Below are 21,983 nucleotides of genomic sequence, written 5' to 3' on the forward strand. Positions count from 1 at the left end.
ACAGGCCGTAGGGTGACAGTGGGCCCTACGGGCTGTGGGGGACGGGGACGGAGGGGTGGACATGGCCGGCAGTGCGCACGCGACAGTCGACACGGCGAGCCGCGAGCACGCGCGCCGCGCGTCCGCCGGCTCCGGGCGCGCGGTCTGGCCGACGGCGGCCGTCGCCGCCGCCTTCACCCTGGCCCAACTGGTCCTCGTGCGCCCCGGTCTGGGGCTCGGCTGGGACGAGACGGTGTACGTCAGCCAGGTCAGCGGACACGCTCCCGCCTCCTTCTTCAGCGCACCCCGCGCCCGGGGCGTCTCCCTGCTGGTCGCCCCGGTGGCGGCGTGGTCGTCGTCCACGGCCCTGTTGCGGATCTACCTCGCCCTCCTCTCCGGTCTGGCCCTGTTCCTGGCCCTGCGTGCCTGGCGGGGACTGTTCCCCGTCCGGGTCCTCGCCTTCGGCGGAGCCCTGTTCGCCTCCCTCTGGGTGACCCTGTTCTACGGCCCGCAGGCCATGCCCAACCACTGGGTCGCCGTCGCCGCCCTCGCCGCCGTCGCCTGCTTCCTGCGCGCCCCCACCGACCGGGGCGCCCTGTGGGGCCTGGCGGGGAGCGCGGCGCTGATGGCGTGGATGCGGCCGGTGGACGCGGTCTGGGCGACCCTGCCGCTGCTCGCCCTCGGCCTGGCGCGCCGCCGCCGGAGGGCACTGGTCGTGCTGCTCGCCGGGCTCGCCGCCGGCGCCGCCGAGTGGGTGATCGAGGCGTACGCGAGCTACGGCGGTCTGGCGCGCCGGCTGTCCGACGGCTCGGCGATCCAGGGCGGCCTGGGCTGGCACTTCGCCGTCGTCGACCAACTGCGCAGCCTGGGCGGGCGCACGCTGTGCCGGCCGTGCAGCGGCTCCCTGCCGCATCCGCTGGTCACGCTCTGGTGGTTCACGCTGCCCGTGCTGGCCGTCCTCGCGCTGGTCGTCGCCCGGCGCGGACGGCGCCCGGCGGCCACGCTGCTGCCGCTCGCCTGCGCGGCGACCGCCGCGTTCCCCTACCTGTTCCTGATCGGCTACGCGGCACCCCGCTTCCTGCTCCCGGCCTACGCCCTCCTCGCGATCCCGGTCGCCGACGCGCTGGCCCACCTGACCACGAGGCCGCGTCACCCGGCCCGGCGCCCCGCGCCACGCCTGCCGCCGCGTCCGGCCCAGCACGTGTCGGAGCGCCCCGGCCGGAGTCCTGCCTCGCGCCTGAACCCGGACCCGGACCAGCGCCCACCCCTGGGCTCGGCCCCCACCCCGGCCGACTTCCGGAGCCTGGACCCGGCCCGTGCCCCGGCCGACCCCCGAACCCTGAACCCGACCCCTGCCCCGACCCCCGATCCCCCCTCGCGTCCGGCCCCGGACCGGCCCCGGTGGCCGGTCCCACCCGCCGGCCGAATCCCCTCACCCCGGCCGACCCGGCGCCCACTGGCCCTCGTGCTGGTCTGCGTCGGTCTCGCCGTCCACCTCGCCGTGCAACTCGTCGTCCTCCTGCATGTGGTCGGCGCGGCCACCACCGCGCATGACGCCTGGGGGCGCACCGCGGCCGAGATGGGACGCCGCGGGGTGCGGCCGCCCTGTCTGGTCACCGGGCACGAGGCCATCCCCGTCGCCTTCGCCGTCGGTTGCTCCTCCGCCGCGACCGCCGGACCCAACGCCAACATCACCGAGGACGGCATCACCCGGACCGCGCGGCGGACGCCGGTCGCCACGCTCGTGCCGGCCGGGTCCGCGCCGCCCCGGTACGCCCGTGACTGGCCGTCCGTGCCCGTCGGCGCGGTCCGGCTCTACTACGCCGTACCGGGCGCCGCCTGATGACCTCTCCGGCCGGGCTCACCGCCTCCCTCGGCCGCCGGCGCGCCCGCTGGCAGGCCGGCGCCTGTCTCGCCGTACTGCTCGGCGCGCTGTACCTGGCCCACCGGCACTGGCCCGCGGTCGAGAGCGGCGCCGGGCGGCTGGCGGTCGCCGACCAGGGCTGGCTGCTGGTCGGGGCCGCCGCGGCCACGGGCACCTGGGCGGCCTCCGCGCTGGCCCAGCAGGGCGCCGTCGTACCGCGGCTGCCCGGAGCCCGCCTGGTCGCCGCGCAGTTCGCCGCCTCCGCCGCCAACCACCTGCTGCCCGCGGGGCTCGGCGCGGGCGCGGTGAACCTGCGGTTCCTGACCCGCTGCGGGCTCCCGGCCGGCCGCTCGGCCGGCGCGCTCGCCGTCAAGGCCGGCGCGGGCGCCGCCGTCCGTCTGGCGCTGATCGCGCTACTCGCCCCGGCCTGCCCCGAGCTGCTGCGCCTCCCGCACGTCTCCCCGACGGCGGTCGCCGTCGTCCTGGGTGTCCTCGTCCTCGCGGCGGCCCCGCTCGCCACCCCCTGGTGGCCGCGCTGCCGGCGAGCCCTCGGCGGCCTGGTCGCCGACATCCGCGCGCTGCACGCCTGCCCGGCCCGCGCCGCTGCCCTGTGGGGCGGCTCCCTGGCCTTCGCCGGGCTGCACGCGCTGGTCCTGATCGCCGTCACCCGGGCCGTCGGTCTGCCGCTCGCGCCGCTCCAGGTGGCCCTGCTGTACCTCGCGGCGAGCAGCGCCGCCGCCCTGCTGCCCTCCCCGGGCGGCCTCGGCTCGCTGGACGCCGCCCTCGCCCTCGCCCTCACCGCCGCCGGCACCCCGGGAGCCGTCGCCGCGTCCGCCGTCCTCGGCTACCGGCTGCTGACCGTGTGGCTGCCGCTGCTCCCCGGCCTGCTGGTGCTCGGGGTGCTGGTGCGCCGCAAGGCCCTGTGAGGACGGGAGAGTTTCCCACGGGCCCGCTTCAGGTAGGAGTCGGGTACTGCCGTGTGACACAGGAGGGGGAGTCATGCCGGGCAACGACAGCGCGGGCCTGCCGAGCGAGGCCTTCTTCACACCGGGGACGTCGTCCTTCAGCGAGTTCCTGACCGCGCACCGCCCCGGGCTGCTGCCCACCGCGCCCCCGTTCCCGCCCGGCGTCAGCGTGCCGGCGGACCGGTTCCCGCACGGCACCACCGTGCTCGCGCTCACCTACCGCGACGGCGTGCTGATAGCAGGGGACCGCCGGGCCACGATGGGCAACCTCATCGCCCAGCGCGACCTGGAGAAGGTGCACCCCGCCGACGACCACACGGCCGTCGCCTTCGCCGGCACCGTCGGCCTCGCCCTCGACATGGTGCGGCTCTACCAGGTCGAGCTGACCCACTTCGAGAAGATCGAGGGCGTTCCGATGACGCTCGGCGCCAAGGCGACCCGCCTCGCGGCCATGATCCGGCAGAACCTCGCCCAGGCCATGCAGGGCCTCGTCGTCGTCCCGCTGCTCGTCGGCTTCGACCTCACCGCGCCCGCGGGCGGACGCGGCCGGATCTTCAGCTTCGACGCGGCCGGCGGGCTCTACGAGAAGCGCCACTTCCACGCCGAGGGCAGCGGCTCCCCCTATGCCCGGGGCGCCCTGAAGAAGCTGTACCGGCCGGACCTGTCCCGCCGGGAGGCGGCGCTCGCCGCGCTCCAGGCGCTGTACGACGCCGCGGACGACGACTCGGCCACCGGCGGACCGGACCTGAACCGCCGGATCTTCCCCGTCGTCTCCGTCATCACCGAGGACGGCTTCGAGCGGCTCCCGGAGGCGGAGACGGAGGACCTGAGCCGCGAGACGGTCCGGCAGCGCGCCGGCCGCCCGGACGGCCCGCACGCCTCACCCTGACGGGCCCCGTCGGCACGTTCTCCCCCCGTCCCGGACCGGCTTTCCCTCCCCATGGGAAAGGACTGCCGCGGGCTTTACTGCACACGGGATGCAGGTACGGAACGATGTCACAAGGCTGTAGGGCGCAGCCGTACCCGCACCACCGAAGGAAATCCCCTCCCGGGACGGCCGCCCCTGATTCCGCTCCGCACCTCCCCGCCCGGGCCGGCGACCCGCCCCCGGCCCGGTACCGCGTCCACGGCTCCATGACGCGGCAGGAGTGGATCAGGGTCGGCGGGACGGCCGGCACCGTGCCTGCCGGACGCCATCGACGGCACGTTCATGAACTTCGCCTGCGGCTGTGCGTTCTCCGAGCGGGTCCGCAAAGCGGACGATCTGTCCGGGCGCCGGTGGGGTTAATGATCCGGTCACGGGAAACGCGGACCAGGACCGCCCGCGAACCCGAAGGAGGCGACCATGAGCGACCAGCAGTCCGAGCAGACCCCCATGGCGGACGACGTCTACCAGCCCACGGGCAGCAACGAGGAACAGGAGGACGCCGGGCCCCTGGACCTGCAGGACGCGGTCGGTGAGCGCTCCTACGACGACATGCTCGACGAGGGCTACTCCCCGCCGGAGCGGCCGCTGGGCGTCACCAAGCACGGCACCACCGCCGCCGAGCAGCACGAGGGGGAGACCCTGGACGAACGGCTCGGCCAGGAGGTCCCCGACGTGACCCCGCCGGCCGGCGACGAGATCGGCGACCTGCCCGGCGGCGAGGGCGAGCCGGTCGACCCCGAGGCCGGCGCGTCCCGCGCGGGCCGGCTGGTCGCGCCGGACGAGGGCGCCCACGCCGACACCACCAAGGAGGAGATCGCCGAGGACGTCGGCATCGACGCGGGAGGGGCCGGCGCGGAGGAGGCGGCGATGCACGTCGTACCGGACGAGACCCGGCTGCCGGAGTGAGCGGGGAACGGCGACTCTGCGCAGTTGGCCGGTCGCCTTCTGTGTGACGCCCCGCGCACAGGCTACCGGCCGGGCGTGCGTCCGGCCGGTACCCCCGTTCGTGTCCCTGTGCTCCCCGGACCGCCCTAGGGCAGCAGCTTCTCGATGGCCGCCGTGCCCTCCGACTCCAGCTTGCGACGCGCCCAGTCGAGGGTCTTCGGTGTGACGTCCCGGCCCGCCGCCATCACCAGGTCCTCAGGGGTGACGTCCTGTGCGGGCGCGGAGTGGAGCAGGGCGTCCGGGGTGCAGACGTCGTCCGACGAACGGGACTCTTCGGGTGTGGATGTCGACATGATGCCTCCTCCTCGGTCCGGATGACCGCATCCGTGCCGGTGCCCCCGAACGGGGCACACTCTCACCATTGCCCTCCCCGGCGCACCCTGCATCCGGAAGCGCCTCGGGAGCGGGTGAGGACCGCCTGCCCACGCCACGGCGAACCACTCGCCTAAGCTGGAAAACACTCGCAACAGGCGCATACCGCCCGCACCGCCCCGCTCACCGGGAGGCCGCCGATGGCCGAATCGCCGTTCCATGGGACCGCACCCCGCGACCACCGCTACCTACCCATCGCCGAGCACGGACTCATCGGCGATCTGCGCACGGTGGCCCTGGTCGGCAGCAACGGCACGATCGACTGGTACTGCTGCCCGGCCTTCGACTCCCCGAGCGTCTTCGCGGCGATCCTCGACGCCGAGCGCGGCGGACGCTTCGAGCTGGCCGCCGCCGTGCCGGCCCGCACCAAGCAGTTCTACTTCCCCGACACCAACGTGCTGATCACCCGGTTCTTCACCGAGGACGGCGTCGGCGAGGTGCAGGACTTCATGCCGATCATCGGCGAGGAGCCCGGGGACGTGGGCCGGCACCGGCTGATCCGGCGCGTGGTGTGCGTCCGCGGCACCGTCCCCTTCCGGATGCTGGTCGCCCCCCGCTTCGACTACGGCGCCGTCGCGCACACCGTGCGCCCGCTGGACGGCATGCTGGTGTTCGAGTCGCCCGCCCAGTCACTGTCGCTCACCTCGACCGTCGCCCTGGAGTGCGACGGGCGGGACGTGGGCGCCGACTTCAAGCTCGGCGAAGGCGAGTCCGCCGTGTTCGCCCTCGACCAGGTCGACGGCGCGGTGTCCCCGCGCGGCTGCGCCCACGAAGAGGCGGAGCACCAGTTCAACGCCACGGTCGCCTACTGGCGGCGCTGGCTGCACCAGTCCCGCTACCGGGGTCGCTGGCGCGAGATGGTGCACCGCTCCGCGCTCACCCTGAAGCTCCTCACCTACGCCCCCACCGGCGCCATCGTCGCCGCCCCCACCACCAGCCTGCCCGAGCAGCTCGGCGGCGAGCGCAACTGGGACTACCGGTACGTGTGGGTGCGCGACGCCGCCTTCGCCGTCTACGCGCTGCTGCGGCTCGGCTTCGCCGGCGAGGCCGAGGCGTTCATGCGGTTCCTGACCACGCACATCAGCCCCGGCTGCGGCGACGGCTCCGACCCGCTGCAGATCATGTACGGCATCGACGGCCGCACCGAGCTGCCCGAACGCGTCCTGCCCCACCTGGAGGGCCACCTCGGCTCGGCCCCGGTCCGGGTCGGCAACGCCGCCGCCGGCCAGCTCCAGCTCGACATCTACGGCGCCCTGATCGACTCCATCTACCTCTACGACAAGTGGGCCCAGCCCATCTCCAGCGGCCAGTGGGACGACGTGTGCAGCCTGGTCGACTGGGTGTGCGACCACTGGGACCAGCCCGACGAGGGCGTGTGGGAGACCCGGGGCGGGCGCAAGAACTTCACGTACTCGCGGCTGATGTGCTGGGTCGCCATCGAGCGGGCCATCCGCCTGGCCACCCACCGCGGCCTGCCCGCCGACCACCGCCGCTGGCGCCAGGCCCGCGACACCATCTACCGGCGGATCATGGAACGTGGCTGGTCCGAGCGCCGGAACGCCTTCGTGCAGTACGAGGGCGGCGACGTCCTCGACGCGTCCCTGCTGATGATGCCGCTCGCCAAGTTCATCGCCCCCACCGACCCCAAGTGGCTGTCCACCCTGGACGCCCTCACCGAGGACCTCGTCTCCGACTCGCTCGTCTACCGCTACGACCCGCAGGCCAGCCCCGACGGACTCCGCGGCGACGAAGGCACCTTCTCCATCTGCTCGTTCTGGTACGTCGAGGCACTGGTCCGGGCCGGCCGGCTGGACGAGGCCCGGCTGGCCTTCGAGAAGATGCTCACCTACGCCAACCACCTCGGCCTGTACGCCGAGGAGATCGGCCGCACCGGCGAGCAACAGGGCAACTTCCCGCAGGCGTTCACCCACCTGTCCCTCATCAGCGCCGCGTTCAACCTGGACCGTGCCCTCGGCTGAGGCCGCCCGCACGTTCCCGCCGGGACACGTCTGTCACCGCCGTGTCACAGCCCGTCCGCGCGTCACAACCCACCCCGCCCCCGCCGGGTGCTGCTGCCCGCGAGCGGTGGCGGACTGCTCGCCGACGGCTCCTGGTCCTACGGCGCCGCCGCACTCGGCGGCACCGCCCACGGCGCCCGCTTCGGCGCCGTGATCGACGAGTAGGGACGGTCCGATCGGCCGGTGTGCCCGCAGGCCGCACGGGTACCCGGCGAGGCGGCAAGCGGAATCGACACAGGGTCGACATGAAGGAGGAGACCCCGGATGACCAGCACCAGCGAGACCGGCGACGTCACCGGCACCCGCGACAAGGACTACAACCTGATCTGGTACGTCGAGGCATGCCTGAGCAACGCCCTGCGCCTGGAGCAGTACATCCAGGACGCCGAGCGCGACAAGGACAACGAGGTCGTGGAGCTCTTCCGCAAGGCACAGTCCGACAGCCGCAAGGGCGCCGAGCTGGGCAAGCAGCTGCTGCGCTCGCGGCTCGACGGCGGCTGACCGCCGCCTCGCTCAGGCGAACCGGGAACCCGGGACCGGCCCGGCGGACCGCACACGCGCACGTTCGCCGCGCAGCCACGTGCCCTTCACGGCCGTGGCGAACGCGGCGAACTCCGTGTCGCCGTCCGCCGGGCCGTCGTCGTCCCCGGGATCGGGCGTCGGGTCCGCCGCGGTGATCCCGGCGGCGATCTCCGCCTCCGGCCGGTCGTCCGCCGGCCCCCGCTCGACCCCGCCGTCCGCCCCCAGGCGCAGCCCCTCACCCCACGGCGCCGTCACCGACTGGTGCAGCAGGGCGGCGCTGTCAGGGGTGACGGCGGGCGGGTCCGTCCAGCAGCACGCGTGCGCGTGCAGCACCTGCCCCGGGGCGCGCTCGAACAGTTCCCCGATCAGCTCCGGCCCGCCGTCGTGCGCCGCGAGCCCGTCCAGGTCGTACGCGACGACCACCGTGTCCGCCCGGCCCGGCGCGAACGGCTCCGCCGGCAGGCCCAGCACCTGGGCCGCGGCCAGGCCGAGGATGCGCGAGTCCCGGTCCGGCAGCAGCGACACCGACCGCGGCCGCACCCCGGTGGCCGCCAGCAGGTCCCGGAGCCGCAGCAGACCGCGCAGACACTGGTCCGGAGTGTCCTGCAGCCAGGCGTAGCGGCCGTTCATGCCCGCGTCGTAGCCGTACGGGGACAGCGTGCCGAGGACCGTGCCGCCGAGCACGTACTGCCAGCCCCGCAGATCGGCCGTGTCGAGCCGGCCCGCCCGCTCGGCGTCGGCGGCCCGGGCGAGCATCCGGTCCTGCCGGTCCCGCGCCGGCCGCCACCGCTCGTCCTCCGGATCGGGCAGCAAGGCGTGCTGACGCCGGGCCAGCTCCAGATCGCCCGCCAGCACCGCGTTGTAGACCAGCAGATAGCGGTCCGGCCAGTCCGCGAGACGGTCCTCGTGGCGGGCGAGTTCGGCCACCGCCTCCCGGTGCCGGCCCTCGTCCTCGTACGCGGACACCAGCTCCCGCAGCACCGGCAGCGCCCCGCCGCTCAGGCCGAGCGCCGCGCGCAGCGCGGGGATCGCCAGACCGGGCACTCCGCGTTCGACGCACGCGTACCCGAAGTCGTAGAGCGCCCGGGGGTCTTCGGGGGCGGCGGCCAGCGCGGCCGAGGCGTCGGCGAGGTCGTCGAACCCGGCCGAGCCCGCCGCCCGCCCCACCACCAGGGCCACCTCACCGAGCGGCTCGTCCTCCCCGGCCGCCCGCACCTGCCGCAGCGCGCCGGGTACGTCCCCGGCGTCCAGGGTCTCCCAGGCGGCACGGAGGGCGGGGGACGTGGGCCGGGCGGTACGGCGATTCCTGCGCGAGAACATGCCGGAGATCATCACCCGCGGGCCCACGGGTCCTCAAACGATTTCCCGCGCCCCGCACGCTCAGGGAAGCGGCTGCTCCGCCCAGATCACCTTGCCGTGCGGGGTGTACCGGGTGCCCCAGCGCCCGGCGAGCTGGGCGACCAGGAACAGGCCCCGGCCGCCCTCGTCGGTGCTCGCCGCGTACCGCAGGTGCGGCGAGGTCGTGCTGCGGTCGGACACCTCGCAGATCAGCGTGCGGTCGCGCAGCAGCCGTACCCCGATCGGGCCGCGCCCGTAGCGGATGGCGTTGGTGACCAGCTCGCTCAGGATCAGCTCCGTCGTGAACGCCAGCTCGTCCAGGCCCCAGTCGGCCAGCCGCCGGGTCACCGAGGCCCGCACCTCCGACACGGCCGCCGGGTCGGACGGCACCTGCCACTGCGCCACCCGGTCGTCGCCCAGCACCCGGGTGCGGGCGACGATCAGCGCCACGTCGTCGCTCGGCCGGGCCGGCAGCCGGTCCAGCACCGTACGGCAGGTGTCCTCGGGGGAGGCGCCCGGTGCCCGCAGCAGCGCGTCGCGCAGCAGGCCCAGTCCCTCGTCGATGTCCCGCTCCCGGTCCTCCACCAGACCGTCGGTGTACAGCACCAGCCGGCTGTCCTCCGGCAGTTCCAGCTCGGCCGTCTCGAACGGCAGCCCGCCCAGGCCCAGCGGGGGTCCCGCGGGTACGTCCAGGAACTCCACGCCGCCGTCAGGCCGCACCAGCGCGGGCGGCGGATGACCGGCCCGGGCCATCGTGCACAGCCGGGACACCGGATCGTAGATCGCGTACAGACAGGTCGCGCCCGTCACCACGGAGGCGCCCGTCACCGGTGTCTCGTCGTCCTGGTCGAGCCGGCCGACCAGCTCGTCCAGCAGGCTCAGCAGTTCGTCCGGCGGCAGGTCCAGCGAGGAGAAGTTGTGCACGGCCGTGCGCAGCCGGCCCATCGTCGCCGCCGCGTGCAGCCCGTGCCCCACGACGTCCCCGACGACGAGCGCCACCCGGGCGCCGGACAGCGGCAGCACGTCGAACCAGTCGCCGCCCACCCCCGACTGGGCCGGCAGATACCGGTAGGCGAGGTCGAGGGCGCCCTGCTCGGGCAGGGTGCGCGGCAGCAGGCTGCGCTGGAGGGTGACCGCCATGCTGTGCTCACGGGTGTACCGGCGGGCGTTGTCGATCGACACCGCCGCCCGCGCCACCAGCTCCTCGGCGAGGGTCAGTTCCTCGGCGTCGAACGGCTGCGGCTTCTCCGCCCGCCAGAAGTTCGCCACGCCCAGCACCAGGCTGCCCGCCCGCAGCGGCACGGTGATCAGGGAGTGGATGCCGAACGCCAGCACCTGGTCCGTGCGCTCCAGGTCCTGCGCCCGCCAGCCGGGCTCGTCGCGCAGCCGCGGCACCACGACCGACTGCCCGGTCGTCAGGGCGCGCGCCTGCGGCGAGGTGGTCACGAACCGGATCCGCTCACCGAGCGGATACAGCGGGGCCTCCTTGCGGATGCCCGCGCAGGCGGTCCGGCGCAGCGCCGTCCCCGGCCGAGGCTCCTCCCCGCCCAGCACCGCGTCGAACAGGTCCACCGTCGCGAAGTCCGCGAACCGGGGCACCGCCAGCTCCGCCAGCTCCTGCGCGGTCCGGGTCACGTCCAGGCTGGTGCCGATGCCCACCCCGGCCTCGTAGAGCATGTTCAGCCGCTCCCGCGCCACCTCCGCGCGGCCCGACAGGGCGCGCAGCTCGGTGGAGTCGCGCAGCGTGGTGACGCTGCCCGGCGGGCCGCCGCGCAGGTCCGTGGGCCGCTGGTTGATCGCCAGCAGCCGGTCCTTGACCAGGTGCACCTCGTCCGTGGCGACCCGCCCCGAGGCCAGCAGCCCCGCCGTCTCGTCGTCCAGCCCCAGCTCCAGCACATGCCGCCGCTCGGCGTCCGCGGGAAGGTCCAGCAGGCGGTGGGCCTCGTCGTTGGCGAGCAGCAGCCTGCCGTCACCGCCGACGATCAGCACGCCCTCCCGGACCGCGTGCAGCACCGCGTCGTGGTGCTCGTACATCCTCGTCATCTCGTACGGCCCGAGGCCGTGCGTCTGGCGCAGCAGCCGTCTGCTCACCAGGGCCGTGCCCGCGGTCGCCAGCGCGAGCGCGGCAGCCGCCGCGGCGAGCAGCAGCGGCAGCTGCTGATCGGCGGCACCGCCCACGTGCGCGGTGGTGATCCCGGCCGCCACCAGCCCCACCACCTGGCCATCGGAGTCCTTCACCGGCACCACGACCTGCACCAGCGGGCCGATGGTGCCGGTGATGTGCTCGGTGACCGTGCCGCCGGCCACGGCCGGGGCGATCGTGCCGACGAACTTCTTGCCGATGCGGTCGGCCTTGGGGTGCGTGTAGCGGATGCCGTCGGTGTTCATCACGACGATGAAGTCCACGCCGGTCGCCTTGCGGGCCGCCTCCGCGCGCGGCTGGAGCACGGCCGTGGGGTCCGCGGAGCGCAGGGCGGCGACCGTGCCGGGCGCGTTGGCGAACGTCTCGGCGACCGCGAGGGAACGGTTGCTCGCCTCGGTGTCGCTGTCGTGCCGCACCTGGAGCACCTGGGCCACCACCGCCGAGACGACCAGCAGCAGCACGATCACCACTTGCAGGACGAACACCTGCCCGGCCACGCTGCGTCCGGTCACCGCCGACCGGAGCACCCCCGGCCGGCTGCCGCCCGCGCCGCGGTCCGCCGCCGGCGGGCTGTGCGGTGCGCGCGGGTACCCGAAAGATCGGGGCGGCCGAGTCACGGGCCGGCCGGGCAGTCGCACCATGTGCCCATGTCTACACTGCCCGGCGCCGTCAGGCGAGACCATCACCCGAGGCGGCGACCGCCGTGCGCCGGGGCGGGGGCGGGCTCGGCTGAGCGGGGTGGCCGGTCACCGGCCGGGAGCGGGCGGCGGGCGGCGGGCGGCCAGCAGGAGGGCCACGTCGTCCGGGCGGTCGGTGGCGTGCCGGGCGGTGGCGGTCAGCCGGTCGGCGACCCCGGACAGGGACCGCCCGCCGCCCCGGCCCGCGCCGGCACCGGCCCGGGCGAGCGCCAGCCGCAGCGACGCGATGCCGTCGTCGATGTCGGCGCCGGGCCGCTCCACCAGACCGTCGGTGTAGAGGGCGAGGATCGCGTCCGGCTCCAGCCACAGCTCGGTCACCGGGTACCGGGCGTGCGGATCCACGCCGAGGACGACGCCCCCCGGGACGTCCAGCAGCCGGGTCCGGCCGTCCGGGCAGCGCAGCAGCGGCGGCGGATGACCCGCCCGCGCGATCCGGGCCCGGCCGGTGGCGGGGTCCAGGCGCAGGTAACAGCAGCTGGCGAACTGGCCGGGGTCCAGGTCGATCAGCAGGTGGTTGGTGCCGCTCAGCACCTCGTCCGGCGGCCGGTCGCCCAGCGCGAACGCGCGCACGGCGCTGCGGAGCTGGCCCATCGTGGCCGCCGCCTGCACCCCGTGCCCCTGCACATCGCCGATGACCAGCGCGAGCCCGTTCCCGGCCTCCACCACGTCGTACCAGTCACCGCCCACGTCCATGCCCTGCGTCCCCGGCAGGTACCGCCCCACGGTCTCCACCCGCGGATGCCTCGACAGCCGCCGGGGCAGCAGGGCCTGCTGCAGGCCGCGGGCGAGGGCCGCCTCGTCGTCGTAGCGCCGCGCCCGCTCCATCGCGTGCGCGATCAGCCCGGCGAGCGCGGTGAGGACCGTGCGTTCCTCCGTGCTGAAGGCACGCTCGCGGTCGAAGCCGAGGATGCAGGAGCCCACCGGCCTGCCCGAGGCGATCAGCGGCAGGAAGGCACGCGAGCCCTCCTCCGCGTCGAGGGCGATCCCCGGATAGGCCGCCGCGATCTGTCCCATGTCCTCGAAGAACAGCGGCCGGCCGGTGGTCAGGGTCTCCACACCGGGCAGGTGCGCGTCCAGGCCGACGCCCTCGAACGCCGAGAGGAAGCCCTGCGGGAACCCCGTCTCCCAGGCCAGGTACAGATGCCGGTCCTGGAGCAGGTAGATGGCGAGCCGCCGGCCGCCGAACGCGGGCAGCAGCTCCTGCATGACCACCGCCGACACCTGCCGGGCGGTCACCGCGTCCGTCAGCGCGATGGCCAGCGCGATCGGCCGGTACAGCGGCGTCATCGAGCGGGCGCCCGCCACCGCGTCCTCGGGGGCCCCGGCCTCGGGCACCGGCCCGCTCGCGGCGTCCACCCGGCTGGCCGGGACGAGCACGCAGGTGAGCAGGTCGGTGCCGGGGTGCACCGACACCGCCAGCCAGTCCCCCTCACCGGACTCGTCCCGCTCGCCGGCCGGCCGCCGGGCGTGGAAGTGCACCGGCTCGGGGCAGAGCAGAGCCCCGCGCAGATGGTCGTCGTACGGCGGCCCGGTCAGCCAGGGCAGCGCGTCCCACAGCGCCTGCCCCAGCAACCCCTCCCGCGCCCGGCCCGTGAGCCGGGCCGCCGCCGGGTTGGCGTACACGATCTGCCCCAGCCGGTCCAGGCAGAACACGCCCTCCGGCAGCAGGTCGGCCGCGCCGTCGGCGGAGGCGGCCGTACCGGGGTCGAACACCACCCCGTGGACCGCCGTCCCGGCGCGGTCCGCGCTTTCCTCGCCGACCGGCCACAGGTCCAGCAGCCGCGGCGTGCCGTCGTGGGCGCGCAGACTCAGCGGCGCGCTCGGCGGTTTCCCGGCGGCCGTGTCGCGCAGCGCGGCCAGGACCCGGTGCGCGTCGGCGGGTGCCACCGCTTTCGCCAGCGCCGTCATCGTCCCCGCGAACTCGCCGGGGCCGAGCCCGAGCAGGGCGTGCAACCGGTCGTCCGCACGGACCGTGGAGGTCGCCGGGTCACAGCTGAAGCGTCCTACGGCGGCCCGGGTCGGCCGGCTCGCGGGCGGCCGTACGCACAGCGGTTCGCCGTCCCAGACGATCGTGCTCTCGTCCCCGTCGGCCAGACCGAGCAGTTCGGTGCCCAGGCCCTCGGCCAGCCGGCCGAGCAGTTCCCGGTCGAGCAGGTCGTCCACCGTGTCCGTCACCGCCGGGTGCAGGACCGTGAGCACCCCCAGCGGCTCGGTCCCGCCCGGCACCGGCACGTGCACCGACCCGAACGGGAAGGGCAGACCGGCCGCGAACTGCGGATACCGGCGCATGGTCTCCGTGGCGTTCGGCAGGACCACCTGGACGCCGAGCCGGTAGGCGTCGGCGACCGGGAACGGCCGGCCGACGTGCAGCCGCCACCAGGACCTGAACAGCGGACCCGGCAGCCCCGTGAGCACCGCCAGGCGCAGCAGGCCGGGGGTGCGGGAGCGCAGGTACACGCCCGCCACCCGGCCGCCGGCCGCGGTGAGGGCGCCGGCCGAGACGTCGGCCAGCAGCGCGGTCAGCCGGGCCCGCGTACGGACCGCCTGCTCGTCGCTCCCGGCCATCGGCCCCACCTCGTCCCGTGCGGCTCCGGGTGGATGACACAGCAAGAATGCGCCACCGGACGCGCGGAGCGCACCTGGGCGGGATGGCGAGGGGAAGGACGGGCCGGTACCGGCCGGAGGGCACCGGACCGGCTCACACCAGTGCCCCGCCCGAGTGGCGGGCTCCGGGGCCCGCTCCTAGTAATGGAGTCCGTGTAATGGAGTCCGTGACGCGGCGACCGCAGACGGGGCGCGGGTGCGGTCGCACCCTTCTCCTGGAGCCGAGATGACGACCTGCTCTTCATCCCCTCGTCCCGACGACTCGGTGATACCCACGGCACCGGGCGCCGCCGGCGCCCCCGCCCCGTCCCCGGACCTCCTCACGCGGCCCGTACGGCCGCTTCCCCCGGAGGAACCCGCGCACGGCGACCCCCTGCGCAGCCTGGTCCGGGCGGCCGTCGCCGACCGCCCGGTGGAGGACGTGGTCCGGCTCATCACGCTGCTGGAGAGCTCGCCCGAGCCGGCCCGGATGACAGCCGACGTGCTGCGCGCGGTCGCGGTCGACCGGTCGGTGGAGGACGTCACCCGTCTGGTGACGCTGCTGACCGAACCGCCCCGGGACAGCGGCAGCGCCGACGAGGCGATCCGGGCAGCCGCTGAGCGCCGCCCTCTGGAGGACGTCTCCCGGTTGGTGCAACTGCTGCACCGCGGCCCGGTGGAATCCCACTGCGCGGAAGCCGCTGTGCGGGCCGTGGCGGTGCACCGGCCCGTGGAGGAACTCGCCGAGCTGATCGGCCGGCTGGCGGCGGAACGGCAGACGCGGGAGGCTGAGGAGCGGTCGGCGGCCGCCGCCGTGGCACCGGCGGTCGTATGGGAGGTGGGGTGGTCGGCCCCGGCGGCATCGGCGGAGGCCGAGCGGTCCGTCACGGAGGAGCCGGCGGCGGGACGGCCGGCCGCGGCAGGGCCGGTGAAGACCCGGCGCATCATCGTCGAAGGACGCACGCGGACGTCGCGGCCCCTCACGGAAGGGCGGGCGGAAAGACGACGGGCGGCTGCGGAGCGGACCGTGGACGACCGGACGCCGACGGCTTGCCTGTGGGCCGCCCGGTCCGCCGCGCTGCTGGTGTTCCTGTGTGGCACGGCCCATGCCCCGCGCTACTGGGCCGGGCTCTCCCACGGCGCCCTCGGGGCCACCCTGCTCGCCTCGGCGCTGTGCGGCCTGCTGGCGCTCGCCCTCACCGCGCGGGCCGCGCCGGCCCGGCTGGTGGCGGCGACGGCCGCGGTCGGGGTCACGGCGGTGCTCGCCGCCGGACACGTGCTCGGCGGACGGTTCAACCTGCCGGACCCGGCCCGGCTGCGGGCGGCGACGCTGGCACCGTCATGGCTGGCCGGTCCGACGGCAGCGGCAGCGGCGCTCGGCGCGCTGGTGGTCCTGCTCACGGCCCTGACCATGGGCAAGGCCCAGCGGGACGGCGCCGGTTGAGACGTCCCGCCGGGTCGGACCCGCCGGCGGGTGCGTGTCCGGACCGACGCCGCAGCGCTCGCTATGCCCAGGCGACAGGGCCCTCGGGGGGCGCCCACGCGCGCAGCACCAGGTGGCCGTCCTCCCGGGTGGCCGCCATGGCCGACGGGAACGTGTCCGTCTCCAGGCACACGGCCACGTCCCCGGGATCGACACCGGCCCACCCGCGCCGCACCCCGTCGGCCAGCCGTGCGGCGGCGGTGGAGCGCCGGGCACGCGCCAGGTAGGGGACCGCGTCGGTGTCGTCCGTCCGCACGCGTTCCGCGATGTACTCCGCGCAGGCCAGATCCTCCTCGGCCCGTCCGCCGTCCCCGGTGACCACGAAGGTCACCGCCTCCGCCCGTACCCGTCGCAGCGCCCCTGCGGTCGCCCCGGCCACCGCGAAGCTCGCGCACAGCAGCAGCCCGGCGTCCGCCACGGCCAGCGCCCCGGCCGTTCCGGCGGTGGTCCTCTGGACGACCGTACGGCCCCGCAGGTCCAGCGCACGCAGCCGGGCGGGCGAGTTGACCAGGTCGAACCCCGGCATCGGCGCCCCGTCCTGGCAGGCGAGCCAGTCCGGGTGACGGGCCTTCAGCGCCAGCGCCTCCCGTCGCGTGCGGGCGAAGACGATGCGCTCGGCGCCGCGCCGGAACGCCCAGGCGGCCACGGTGAACGCACGCATCACGTCGACGACCACGGCCACACCGGGGGCCGCCGGGGCACCGGGTATGCCGGTGAACACGGGGTGCATCGCCCCATGGTGCGGCATACCCCCGGTGCGGTACACCCCGCCCGGCCGGTCAGGGCTCGGTCGTCCCGCGCGGCAGCGGCCGGGCGGCGCGCAGGCTGCGCAGGGCGAGGAGCAGGACGCCGATGTCGTCCAGGTAGACCGGGTCGGGCAGCAGATCGGTGGGCAGCACCAGATAGGCGACCGCGCCCCAGAACACCCACCGGGGCCCCGTCGGCAGCCCCGCCCGCCGCAGCGTGCGTCGCGCCCGCACCAGCCGCACCAGCAGACGGACCGCGACGGCGAGCAGCACCGCCGCGACGACGGCGGCGAGCACCAGCAGGGTCGTGGTCGTGTCCATGTGCGGCTCCTTGTCGGAGTGGGGCGCCTACGAACGGTACGACCGTCCCAGTACCCCGACTGACTCCTACGATGAACGGTCGTCCGCATCGCCGTCGGCGCCCGTGGCCCCGGCGCCGTCGTCCGCCGGCGCCGCGCCGTTCGGCGAGGAGTCCGCGGCGGGCCCCTGCTGCGGCCGGCCCTTGGCCGTCAGCCTGAGCCGTTCGAACGTCCGCGTCAGCTGCTGCAGTGCGCCCGGTGTCCGGGAGGCGGGCCGCTGCTGGGGGAGGGCGGGCGCGGGCACGTCGCGGTACGCCGCCAGGGCCTCCAGCGCCTGCTCGGCGGCCTGTTTGTACAGGTCCCGGGACCTCGTCATCGCCTCCAGCGCCTCGGCGTACATGGCGACCAGCCGCCGCTCGCGCTCCAGCTCTTCCTGAAGGGTCATCAGGGTCCAGTTCTCGCGCAGGTCCGTCAGCGCCTCCTCGGCGTCCCGCGGCAGCGGCCGGGGCAGGGCGACGAAGTGCCGGAGCGCCGCGACGAGTCCGGCCGGCTGTGAACCGTCCAGGAAGACCGTGCGTACGCTGTGCTCCCGGCCGTCGTACCCCTCCGGCGCCGGATCCGGCGGCAGCAGCACCGCGCCGCCGCGCGGCACCTCGACGCCCAGGTCCTTCAACGCCCAGTTGACGGCGCGCAGTTGCTGCGGTGCGGCCCGGTGCTCGATCACACGGTGTCGCAGGCCGGGCGGCAGCAATCGCGCCAGCGGCAGCCGGCCCCGCTCGTCGGGTGTCATCGCCTCGTGGACGACGACATGGACGCACCACGCCTCCCGGGCCGCGTCCCGCAGCCGGCGCCGCATGTCCTTGTCGTCCTTTGGCAGCGCGTTGACGTGCCGGTGGCGCAGGCCCGCGACCGTGGGGTGATGGTCCCAGGAGCCGTCGTCGTCCTCGCCCGAGCTGCCCTCGGGCCAGAAGAGCGTCGCGGGCGACGGCCAGGCGTCGTCCCACGGACGCTCCGCCTCCGCGACCAGCCGCCACTCGTGGCCCGGCAGCCGGCCCTCCGGTGGTACGAGGGTGAGCCGGGCCCGCACGGTCACCGTGCCGCCGGCCCGCCAGCGGGCCTCGAAGACCCGCCGGGCCGGGTCCTCGGCCGCGGGCGGCTCGGCGAAGTCGTCGATGTCCCCGCTCTCCTTGTGCCGTCGCAGGGTGCGGCGGACGACGTTCTCGGGGGCGGGACCGGTGTGGCGGCCCCGGGCCGCCCAGAGGGTCTGCGGGGTGGTGGCGCGGTCGCCGGCGGAGTTCGACATGAGCCAATCTGCTGATGGGGGCGGGTGTGCCTCCCAGTATCACCGTTCAGCGGGGCGACACGGCGGCGGGGGCCCGGCCCCGCGCGTCGCCCGGGGGTGCGATCGGAGCGCGGGGTGTGCGCCGTACGCCCGGGGTGTGCGCGGTGCGCGTCAGGTGACCGCGGTTCACCCGTGCCCGGCCGGCGGTCGCGGCGTCCACAATGTCCGGCGAACGGGGCCCGCCCGTCCATCCGCTTCGGGGCGGACCCCGTTCACCCCGGCCGGCACCCACCGGAACGGAGGGAGCTTACGCCCCGCTCTCCCGCAGCATGTCCTCACGCTCGACGAGCTTCACGCGCTCGCGGCCCTGCGGCTCGCCCAGGGCACGCTCTGCGGCGTCCAGCCTGTACCAGCCCTCCCAGGTGGTGAAGCGGACGTTCCGCTCGGCGAGGAAGGCGTCCACGGCCTCCGGCTCGGGCGAGGCGGGGGTGTGCAGACGGCCGCCGGCGTAGTCGTCCAGCAGGTTGGCCACGGTCTCGTTGGCGTCGCCCTTGGTGTGGCCGATGAGGCCGACGGGGCCACGCCGGATCCAGCCGGTGACGTAGGTGGACTGCAGGTGGGTGCCGCCCTCCTCGATCACCCGGCCGCCCTCGTCCGGGACCGTTCCGGAATCGATGTCCCAGGGGAGCTTGGGCAGTTTCTCGGAGAGGTAGCCGACCGCGCGGTAGACCGCCGTGACGTCCCAGTCCTTGAACTCGCCGGTGCCCTTGACGTTGCCGGTGCCGTCCAGGGCGGTGCGCTCGGTGCGCAGGCCGACGACCTTCCCGTCCTCGCCGAGGATCTCGGCCGGCGACTCGAAGAAGTGGAGGAAGAGCTTGTGCGGGCGGTCGCCGACGTCGCGGATCGCCCAGTTCTCCAGCGTCTTGGCGACCATGTCGGCCTGCTTGTTGCCGCGCCGCGTCTCGATCGAGCCCTCGTCGTAGTCGATGTCCTCGGGATCGACGATGACCTCGATGTTGGGGGAGTGGTCCAGCTCCCGCAGCTCCATCGGGCTGAACTTCGCCTGCGCCGGGCCACGGCGGCCGAAGACGTGGATCTCCACGGCCTTGTTGGCCTTCAGACCGTCGTAGACGTTCGGCGGGATCTCCGTCGGCAGCAGCTCGTCGGCGGTCTTGGCGAGGATGCGGGCGACGTCCAGGGCGACGTTGCCGACACCGAGCACGGCGACCTTCTCTGCCTCCAGGGGCCAGGTGCGGGGCACGTCCGGGTGACCGTCGTACCAGGAGACGAAGTCGGCGGCGCCGTAGGAGCCGTCCAGGTCGATGCCGGGTATGCGCAGCTCGCGGTCGGCCATGGCGCCGGTCGAGAAGATCACCGCGTCGTAGAAGGCGCGCAGGTCGTCCAGGCTGATGTCCGCCGGGTAGTCGACGTTGCCGAACAGGCGGATCTGCGGCTTGTCCAGCACCTGGTGCAGGGCGGTGATGATGCCCTTGATGCGCGGGTGGTCGGGCGCGACGCCGTACCGGATCAGGCCGAACGGGGCGGGCATCCGCTCGAAGAGGTCGATGGAGACACCGGGGTCGGCGGCCACCTCGGACTTGAGCAGGGCATCGGCGGCGTAGATCCCGGCGGGGCCGGCTCCGACGATGGCTACCCGCAGGGGGCGCGGCATGATCAGGTTCCCTTCGAGCGTGAATGGGCGACTTGATCACGAAGCCTAAATTAAGGGTGTCCTAAGTCGGTACGCGGGTCCCGTCTATGACCTCATAAGCTGATCTTATGGCTGACCCAGAGGTGCCTTATGGACGGGGCGGTGTATCTCATGGCCGGGGCGGGCGGAGGTCGGGGCACGCGGCGCCCCTCGGGTAGGTGGCCGGCACATTGGTGCGCCGTGTCGACCGGCAGTCGCTCGGCCGGTTCCTCGCCGACGAGGTCGCCGCCATCGCCGCCCCGCTGGGCCTTGATCCCGGACAGGAACCTGGGACGCCGCGGCGGGCCCCCGTCAGGCCGGCCGGATGATCCGGTGGATCGCTGCCTCGCCGGCGCCGTAGATCGACTCCTCGCGGATGGACGATCCCGGTCCGGGGGCGTGGACCATCATTCCGTCGCCGACGTACAGGCCCACGTGCCGGTCGTCCTCGAAGAACAGGACGAGGTCGCCCGGTTCGAGCCCGGCGGCCGTGAGCGGCGTTCCGGCCAGCGCCTGCTCGTGCGCGGCCCGCGGCAGCGTGACACCGGCCGCCTTCCACGCGGCCTGGGTGAGGCTGGAGCAGTCGTAGGAGTCCGGCCCGGTCGCACCCCACACGCACGGCTTCCCGAGCTGCGCCCGGGCGAAGGCGATGGCCTTCGCGGCACGGAGAGCGCGAGGCGACTCGACCGAGGCGGGTGCGGGCAGGGGCAGGGGGAGGGGCACGGTGCCGGTCACGGGAACGGTGGTGCCGGCCGGCGGCGCGCCTGCCGTCGGCGCTGCCGACAGCGCGGGTTCCGCGCCCTGCCGCTGCCACTGGACCGTCGAGGTCATGGCGGGTTGCGCCGTCTGCCGCACCCCCGCCGACCAGTCGGGCGGTACCGGTACCGGCTGAACGGCGGTGTCCGGCGGGCCGAGCCGGGCGGTGCGCCCGGACAGCTGGTCTCGCGCTGTGTCGAGCTTGCGCCGAATTCCGGCCTTCGACGCAGCAGGGGACAGGCGAACGAATCCGGCGGTGCCGGGGAGTGTCCGGGGCAGCCGCACCGCCGCCGGCTGAGCGACGGGCTGCTCGGCGACCGGCAGAACGGCAGGGCTCACCGTTCCTGCCGTGGCCCAGCCGACCGGTTCCGCCGTTTCCGCCGTGGCCCAGCCGACCGTGTCCGCCCTTTCCGCCGTGGCCCAGCCGACCGTGTCTGTCGTGCCCCAGCGGCCCGGTTCTGCCGTTTCTGCCGTGGCCCAGCCTGCCGTGTCTGCCGTACCGCCGCTCAACGCCGGCGCGGAGTCTGGAAGTTCCATGCTGCTCGCGGCATCGACCAGCGCCGTCCGCCCGGTCTCCAGGGCCGGCGGGGGCCCGGTCTGCGGAGACCCCACCGGCAAGGGCCCGGCCGGAAGGAACCCCGCCTGCAAGGGCCCGGCCGGCAGGGACCCGCTCGTCGGCTCAGTCGCCGTTCCCGTCGTCAGTTCGGCCACTGCCTGGCCGGTGCCCAGTTCCAGCGCCGCGGGCCGCTGTCCGGGCAGACCGCCCATCTCCAGCGCCGCGGGCCGCTGCCCGGACAGACCGCCCATCTCCGTTGCCGCGGCCCGCTGTTGAGGCAGGCTGCCCATGCCCAGCGCCCGCCGCTCACCGCCCGGAAGGGCACGGCTCTCCCCGCCACCTCCCGGGAGACGAGGGGGAGCAAGGTCCTCGCTGCCACCTCTCGGGAGACCGAGGGGCTCACTGCCGCCAGCCGGCAGGGCGCGGGTCTGCCGCTCGACCTCCGCGAGCGGAAGCCCGTCCACCCGCTCTCGTGAACGCGCCGACGCGGCAGACCTGTCGGGCAGCCGGTCCGCGGGCAGTACGGCGGGGACGGTCGGGCCGATGTCGGCGCGTGCCGCGTCGAACCACTGCCGGGCGACCTCGTCCAGCGCCGGGTCCGGACGCCGGCCCGCCCGCTTGGCCAGCGGTACGCCACGTGAACGCGTCCGGGCGGCCATGGCCCGGGTCGCGTTGAAGTTACCGGTGTCGTTCTCCGCCCGGTCGTAGAGGGATGCGATCCGCTGTCGGACCTCGTCGCGGCTCTCCGGCGCCATGGAAGACGTGCTCCTTCCTTGCCCTGCAGGGCAGTTGGGCGGCTCGCCGGGGCAGAGCCGG

16 protein-coding genes are annotated in these 21,983 nt (G+C 74.9%); 7 read left to right on the forward strand and 9 right to left on the reverse strand.

Features of this window, described 5'->3' with window-relative positions:
* The first annotated feature begins 61 nt into the window (after positions 1-61).
* The 4 genes from C3492_RS20105 (at position 62) to C3492_RS20120 (ending at position 4,642) form a co-directional block, all read left to right on the forward strand.
* A complete protein-coding gene (locus tag C3492_RS20105) occupies positions 62-1,822 on the forward strand; it encodes a hypothetical protein (protein WP_103813134.1) in 1,761 nt (586 codons plus the stop codon).
* The gene (locus C3492_RS20110; protein WP_103813135.1) at positions 1,822-2,769 is read left to right on the forward strand and encodes a lysylphosphatidylglycerol synthase domain-containing protein; all 948 of its coding nucleotides are present in this window, start codon (positions 1,822-1,824) and stop codon (positions 2,767-2,769) included. Before C3492_RS20105 ends, C3492_RS20110 begins: the two co-directional genes overlap by 1 nt.
* A gap of 73 nt (positions 2,770-2,842) precedes the next feature.
* Positions 2,843-3,697, forward strand: a complete 855-nt coding sequence (gene prcB / locus C3492_RS20115) for a proteasome subunit beta (protein ID WP_103813136.1) — start codon at positions 2,843-2,845, stop codon at positions 3,695-3,697.
* A 456-nt stretch (positions 3,698-4,153) separates the two neighbouring features.
* Positions 4,154-4,642 (forward strand): DUF5709 domain-containing protein, encoded by a 489-nt coding sequence (locus tag C3492_RS20120; protein WP_103813137.1) that lies wholly within the window; start codon positions 4,154-4,156, stop codon positions 4,640-4,642.
* A gap of 125 nt (positions 4,643-4,767) precedes the next feature.
* Here C3492_RS20120 and C3492_RS20125 read toward each other — a convergent pair whose 3' ends face one another.
* A complete protein-coding gene (locus C3492_RS20125) occupies positions 4,768-4,974 on the reverse strand; it encodes a hypothetical protein (protein WP_030640810.1) in 207 nt (68 codons plus the stop codon).
* 219 nt (positions 4,975-5,193) lie between these two features.
* Between C3492_RS20125 and C3492_RS20130 the strand changes: the two genes are divergently transcribed.
* Both C3492_RS20130 and C3492_RS20135 read left to right on the forward strand, forming a co-directional pair.
* On the forward strand, positions 5,194-7,032 hold the full coding sequence (locus tag C3492_RS20130) for a glycoside hydrolase family 15 protein (protein ID WP_103813138.1): 1,839 nt from the start codon (positions 5,194-5,196) through the stop codon (positions 7,030-7,032).
* A gap of 303 nt (positions 7,033-7,335) precedes the next feature.
* The gene (locus C3492_RS20135) at positions 7,336-7,572 is read left to right on the forward strand and encodes a hypothetical protein (RefSeq protein WP_014676749.1); all 237 of its coding nucleotides are present in this window, start codon (positions 7,336-7,338) and stop codon (positions 7,570-7,572) included.
* Positions 7,573-7,584: 12 nt separating this feature from the next.
* On the opposite strand, the gene C3492_RS20140 is transcribed toward C3492_RS20135, so the two are convergent.
* The 3 genes from C3492_RS20140 to C3492_RS20150 all read right to left on the reverse strand — a co-directional run bounded on the left by C3492_RS20140 (position 7,585) and on the right by C3492_RS20150 (position 14,337).
* Positions 7,585-8,913 carry a hypothetical protein gene (locus C3492_RS20140; protein WP_181140464.1) on the reverse strand — a complete coding sequence of 443 codons (1,329 nt, stop codon included), beginning with the start codon at positions 8,911-8,913 and terminating at the stop codon, positions 7,585-7,587.
* A 60-nt stretch (positions 8,914-8,973) separates the two neighbouring features.
* Entirely contained in the window at positions 8,974-11,715 is a 2,742-nt protein-coding gene (locus C3492_RS20145; RefSeq protein ID WP_258055771.1) for a SpoIIE family protein phosphatase/ATP-binding protein, read from the reverse strand.
* A gap of 105 nt (positions 11,716-11,820) precedes the next feature.
* On the reverse strand, positions 11,821-14,337 hold the full coding sequence (locus C3492_RS20150; protein WP_103813140.1) for a SpoIIE family protein phosphatase: 2,517 nt from the start codon (positions 14,335-14,337) through the stop codon (positions 11,821-11,823).
* A gap of 265 nt (positions 14,338-14,602) precedes the next feature.
* Between C3492_RS20150 and C3492_RS20155 the strand changes: the two genes are divergently transcribed.
* Positions 14,603-15,799 carry a hypothetical protein gene (locus C3492_RS20155; protein WP_258055772.1) on the forward strand — a complete coding sequence of 399 codons (1,197 nt, stop codon included), beginning with the start codon at positions 14,603-14,605 and terminating at the stop codon, positions 15,797-15,799.
* A 61-nt stretch (positions 15,800-15,860) separates the two neighbouring features.
* Here the strand turns inward: C3492_RS20155 and C3492_RS20160 are convergent, their stop codons facing one another.
* The 5 genes from C3492_RS20160 to C3492_RS20180 form a co-directional block, all read right to left on the reverse strand.
* A complete protein-coding gene (locus C3492_RS20160) occupies positions 15,861-16,568 on the reverse strand; it encodes a 2-phosphosulfolactate phosphatase (RefSeq protein ID WP_181140465.1) in 708 nt (235 codons plus the stop codon).
* 49 nt (positions 16,569-16,617) lie between these two features.
* The gene (locus tag C3492_RS20165; protein WP_103813141.1) at positions 16,618-16,905 is read right to left on the reverse strand and encodes a DUF1232 domain-containing protein; all 288 of its coding nucleotides are present in this window, start codon (positions 16,903-16,905) and stop codon (positions 16,618-16,620) included.
* A 66-nt stretch (positions 16,906-16,971) separates the two neighbouring features.
* A complete protein-coding gene (locus C3492_RS20170; protein WP_103813142.1) occupies positions 16,972-18,186 on the reverse strand; it encodes a hypothetical protein in 1,215 nt (404 codons plus the stop codon).
* Between the two features lie 286 nt (positions 18,187-18,472).
* Positions 18,473-19,837 (reverse strand): FAD-dependent oxidoreductase, encoded by a 1,365-nt coding sequence (locus tag C3492_RS20175; RefSeq protein WP_103813143.1) that lies wholly within the window; start codon positions 19,835-19,837, stop codon positions 18,473-18,475.
* A gap of 330 nt (positions 19,838-20,167) precedes the next feature.
* Positions 20,168-21,922 carry an NlpC/P60 family protein gene (locus C3492_RS20180; protein WP_258055773.1) on the reverse strand — a complete coding sequence of 585 codons (1,755 nt, stop codon included), beginning with the start codon at positions 21,920-21,922 and terminating at the stop codon, positions 20,168-20,170.
* Between the last annotated feature and the right edge of the window lie 61 nt (positions 21,923-21,983).

The sequence above is a fragment of the Streptomyces sp. Ru62 genome (assembly GCF_002920615.1).
In the GTDB taxonomy this organism is placed as follows: Bacteria; Actinomycetota; Actinomycetes; order Streptomycetales; family Streptomycetaceae; genus Streptomyces.

What these genes read in the sequence shown, in the direction of transcription:
- C3492_RS20105 (WP_103813134.1), top strand. Translation starts at nt 62, where the DNA reads ATGGCCGGCAGTGCGCACGCGACAGTCGACACGGCGAGCCGCGAGCAC.
- C3492_RS20110 (WP_103813135.1), top strand. Translation starts at nt 1,822, where the DNA reads ATGACCTCTCCGGCCGGGCTCACCGCCTCCCTCGGCCGCCGGCGCGCC.
- prcB (WP_103813136.1), top strand. Translation starts at nt 2,843, where the DNA reads ATGCCGGGCAACGACAGCGCGGGCCTGCCGAGCGAGGCCTTCTTCACA.
- C3492_RS20120 (WP_103813137.1), top strand. Translation starts at nt 4,154, where the DNA reads ATGAGCGACCAGCAGTCCGAGCAGACCCCCATGGCGGACGACGTCTAC.
- C3492_RS20125 (WP_030640810.1), bottom strand. Translation starts at nt 4,974, where the DNA reads ATGTCGACATCCACACCCGAAGAGTCCCGTTCGTCGGACGACGTCTGC.
- C3492_RS20130 (WP_103813138.1), top strand. Translation starts at nt 5,194, where the DNA reads ATGGCCGAATCGCCGTTCCATGGGACCGCACCCCGCGACCACCGCTAC.
- C3492_RS20135 (WP_014676749.1), top strand. Translation starts at nt 7,336, where the DNA reads ATGACCAGCACCAGCGAGACCGGCGACGTCACCGGCACCCGCGACAAG.
- C3492_RS20140 (WP_181140464.1), bottom strand. Translation starts at nt 8,913, where the DNA reads ATGTTCTCGCGCAGGAATCGCCGTACCGCCCGGCCCACGTCCCCCGCC.
- C3492_RS20145 (WP_258055771.1), bottom strand. Translation starts at nt 11,715, where the DNA reads ATGGTGCGACTGCCCGGCCGGCCCGTGACTCGGCCGCCCCGATCTTTC.
- C3492_RS20150 (WP_103813140.1), bottom strand. Translation starts at nt 14,337, where the DNA reads ATGGCCGGGAGCGACGAGCAGGCGGTCCGTACGCGGGCCCGGCTGACC.
- C3492_RS20155 (WP_258055772.1), top strand. Translation starts at nt 14,603, where the DNA reads ATGACGACCTGCTCTTCATCCCCTCGTCCCGACGACTCGGTGATACCC.
- C3492_RS20160 (WP_181140465.1), bottom strand. Translation starts at nt 16,568, where the DNA reads ATGCACCCCGTGTTCACCGGCATACCCGGTGCCCCGGCGGCCCCCGGT.
- C3492_RS20165 (WP_103813141.1), bottom strand. Translation starts at nt 16,905, where the DNA reads ATGGACACGACCACGACCCTGCTGGTGCTCGCCGCCGTCGTCGCGGCG.
- C3492_RS20170 (WP_103813142.1), bottom strand. Translation starts at nt 18,186, where the DNA reads ATGTCGAACTCCGCCGGCGACCGCGCCACCACCCCGCAGACCCTCTGG.
- C3492_RS20175 (WP_103813143.1), bottom strand. Translation starts at nt 19,837, where the DNA reads ATGCCGCGCCCCCTGCGGGTAGCCATCGTCGGAGCCGGCCCCGCCGGG.
- C3492_RS20180 (WP_258055773.1), bottom strand. Translation starts at nt 21,922, where the DNA reads ATGGCGCCGGAGAGCCGCGACGAGGTCCGACAGCGGATCGCATCCCTC.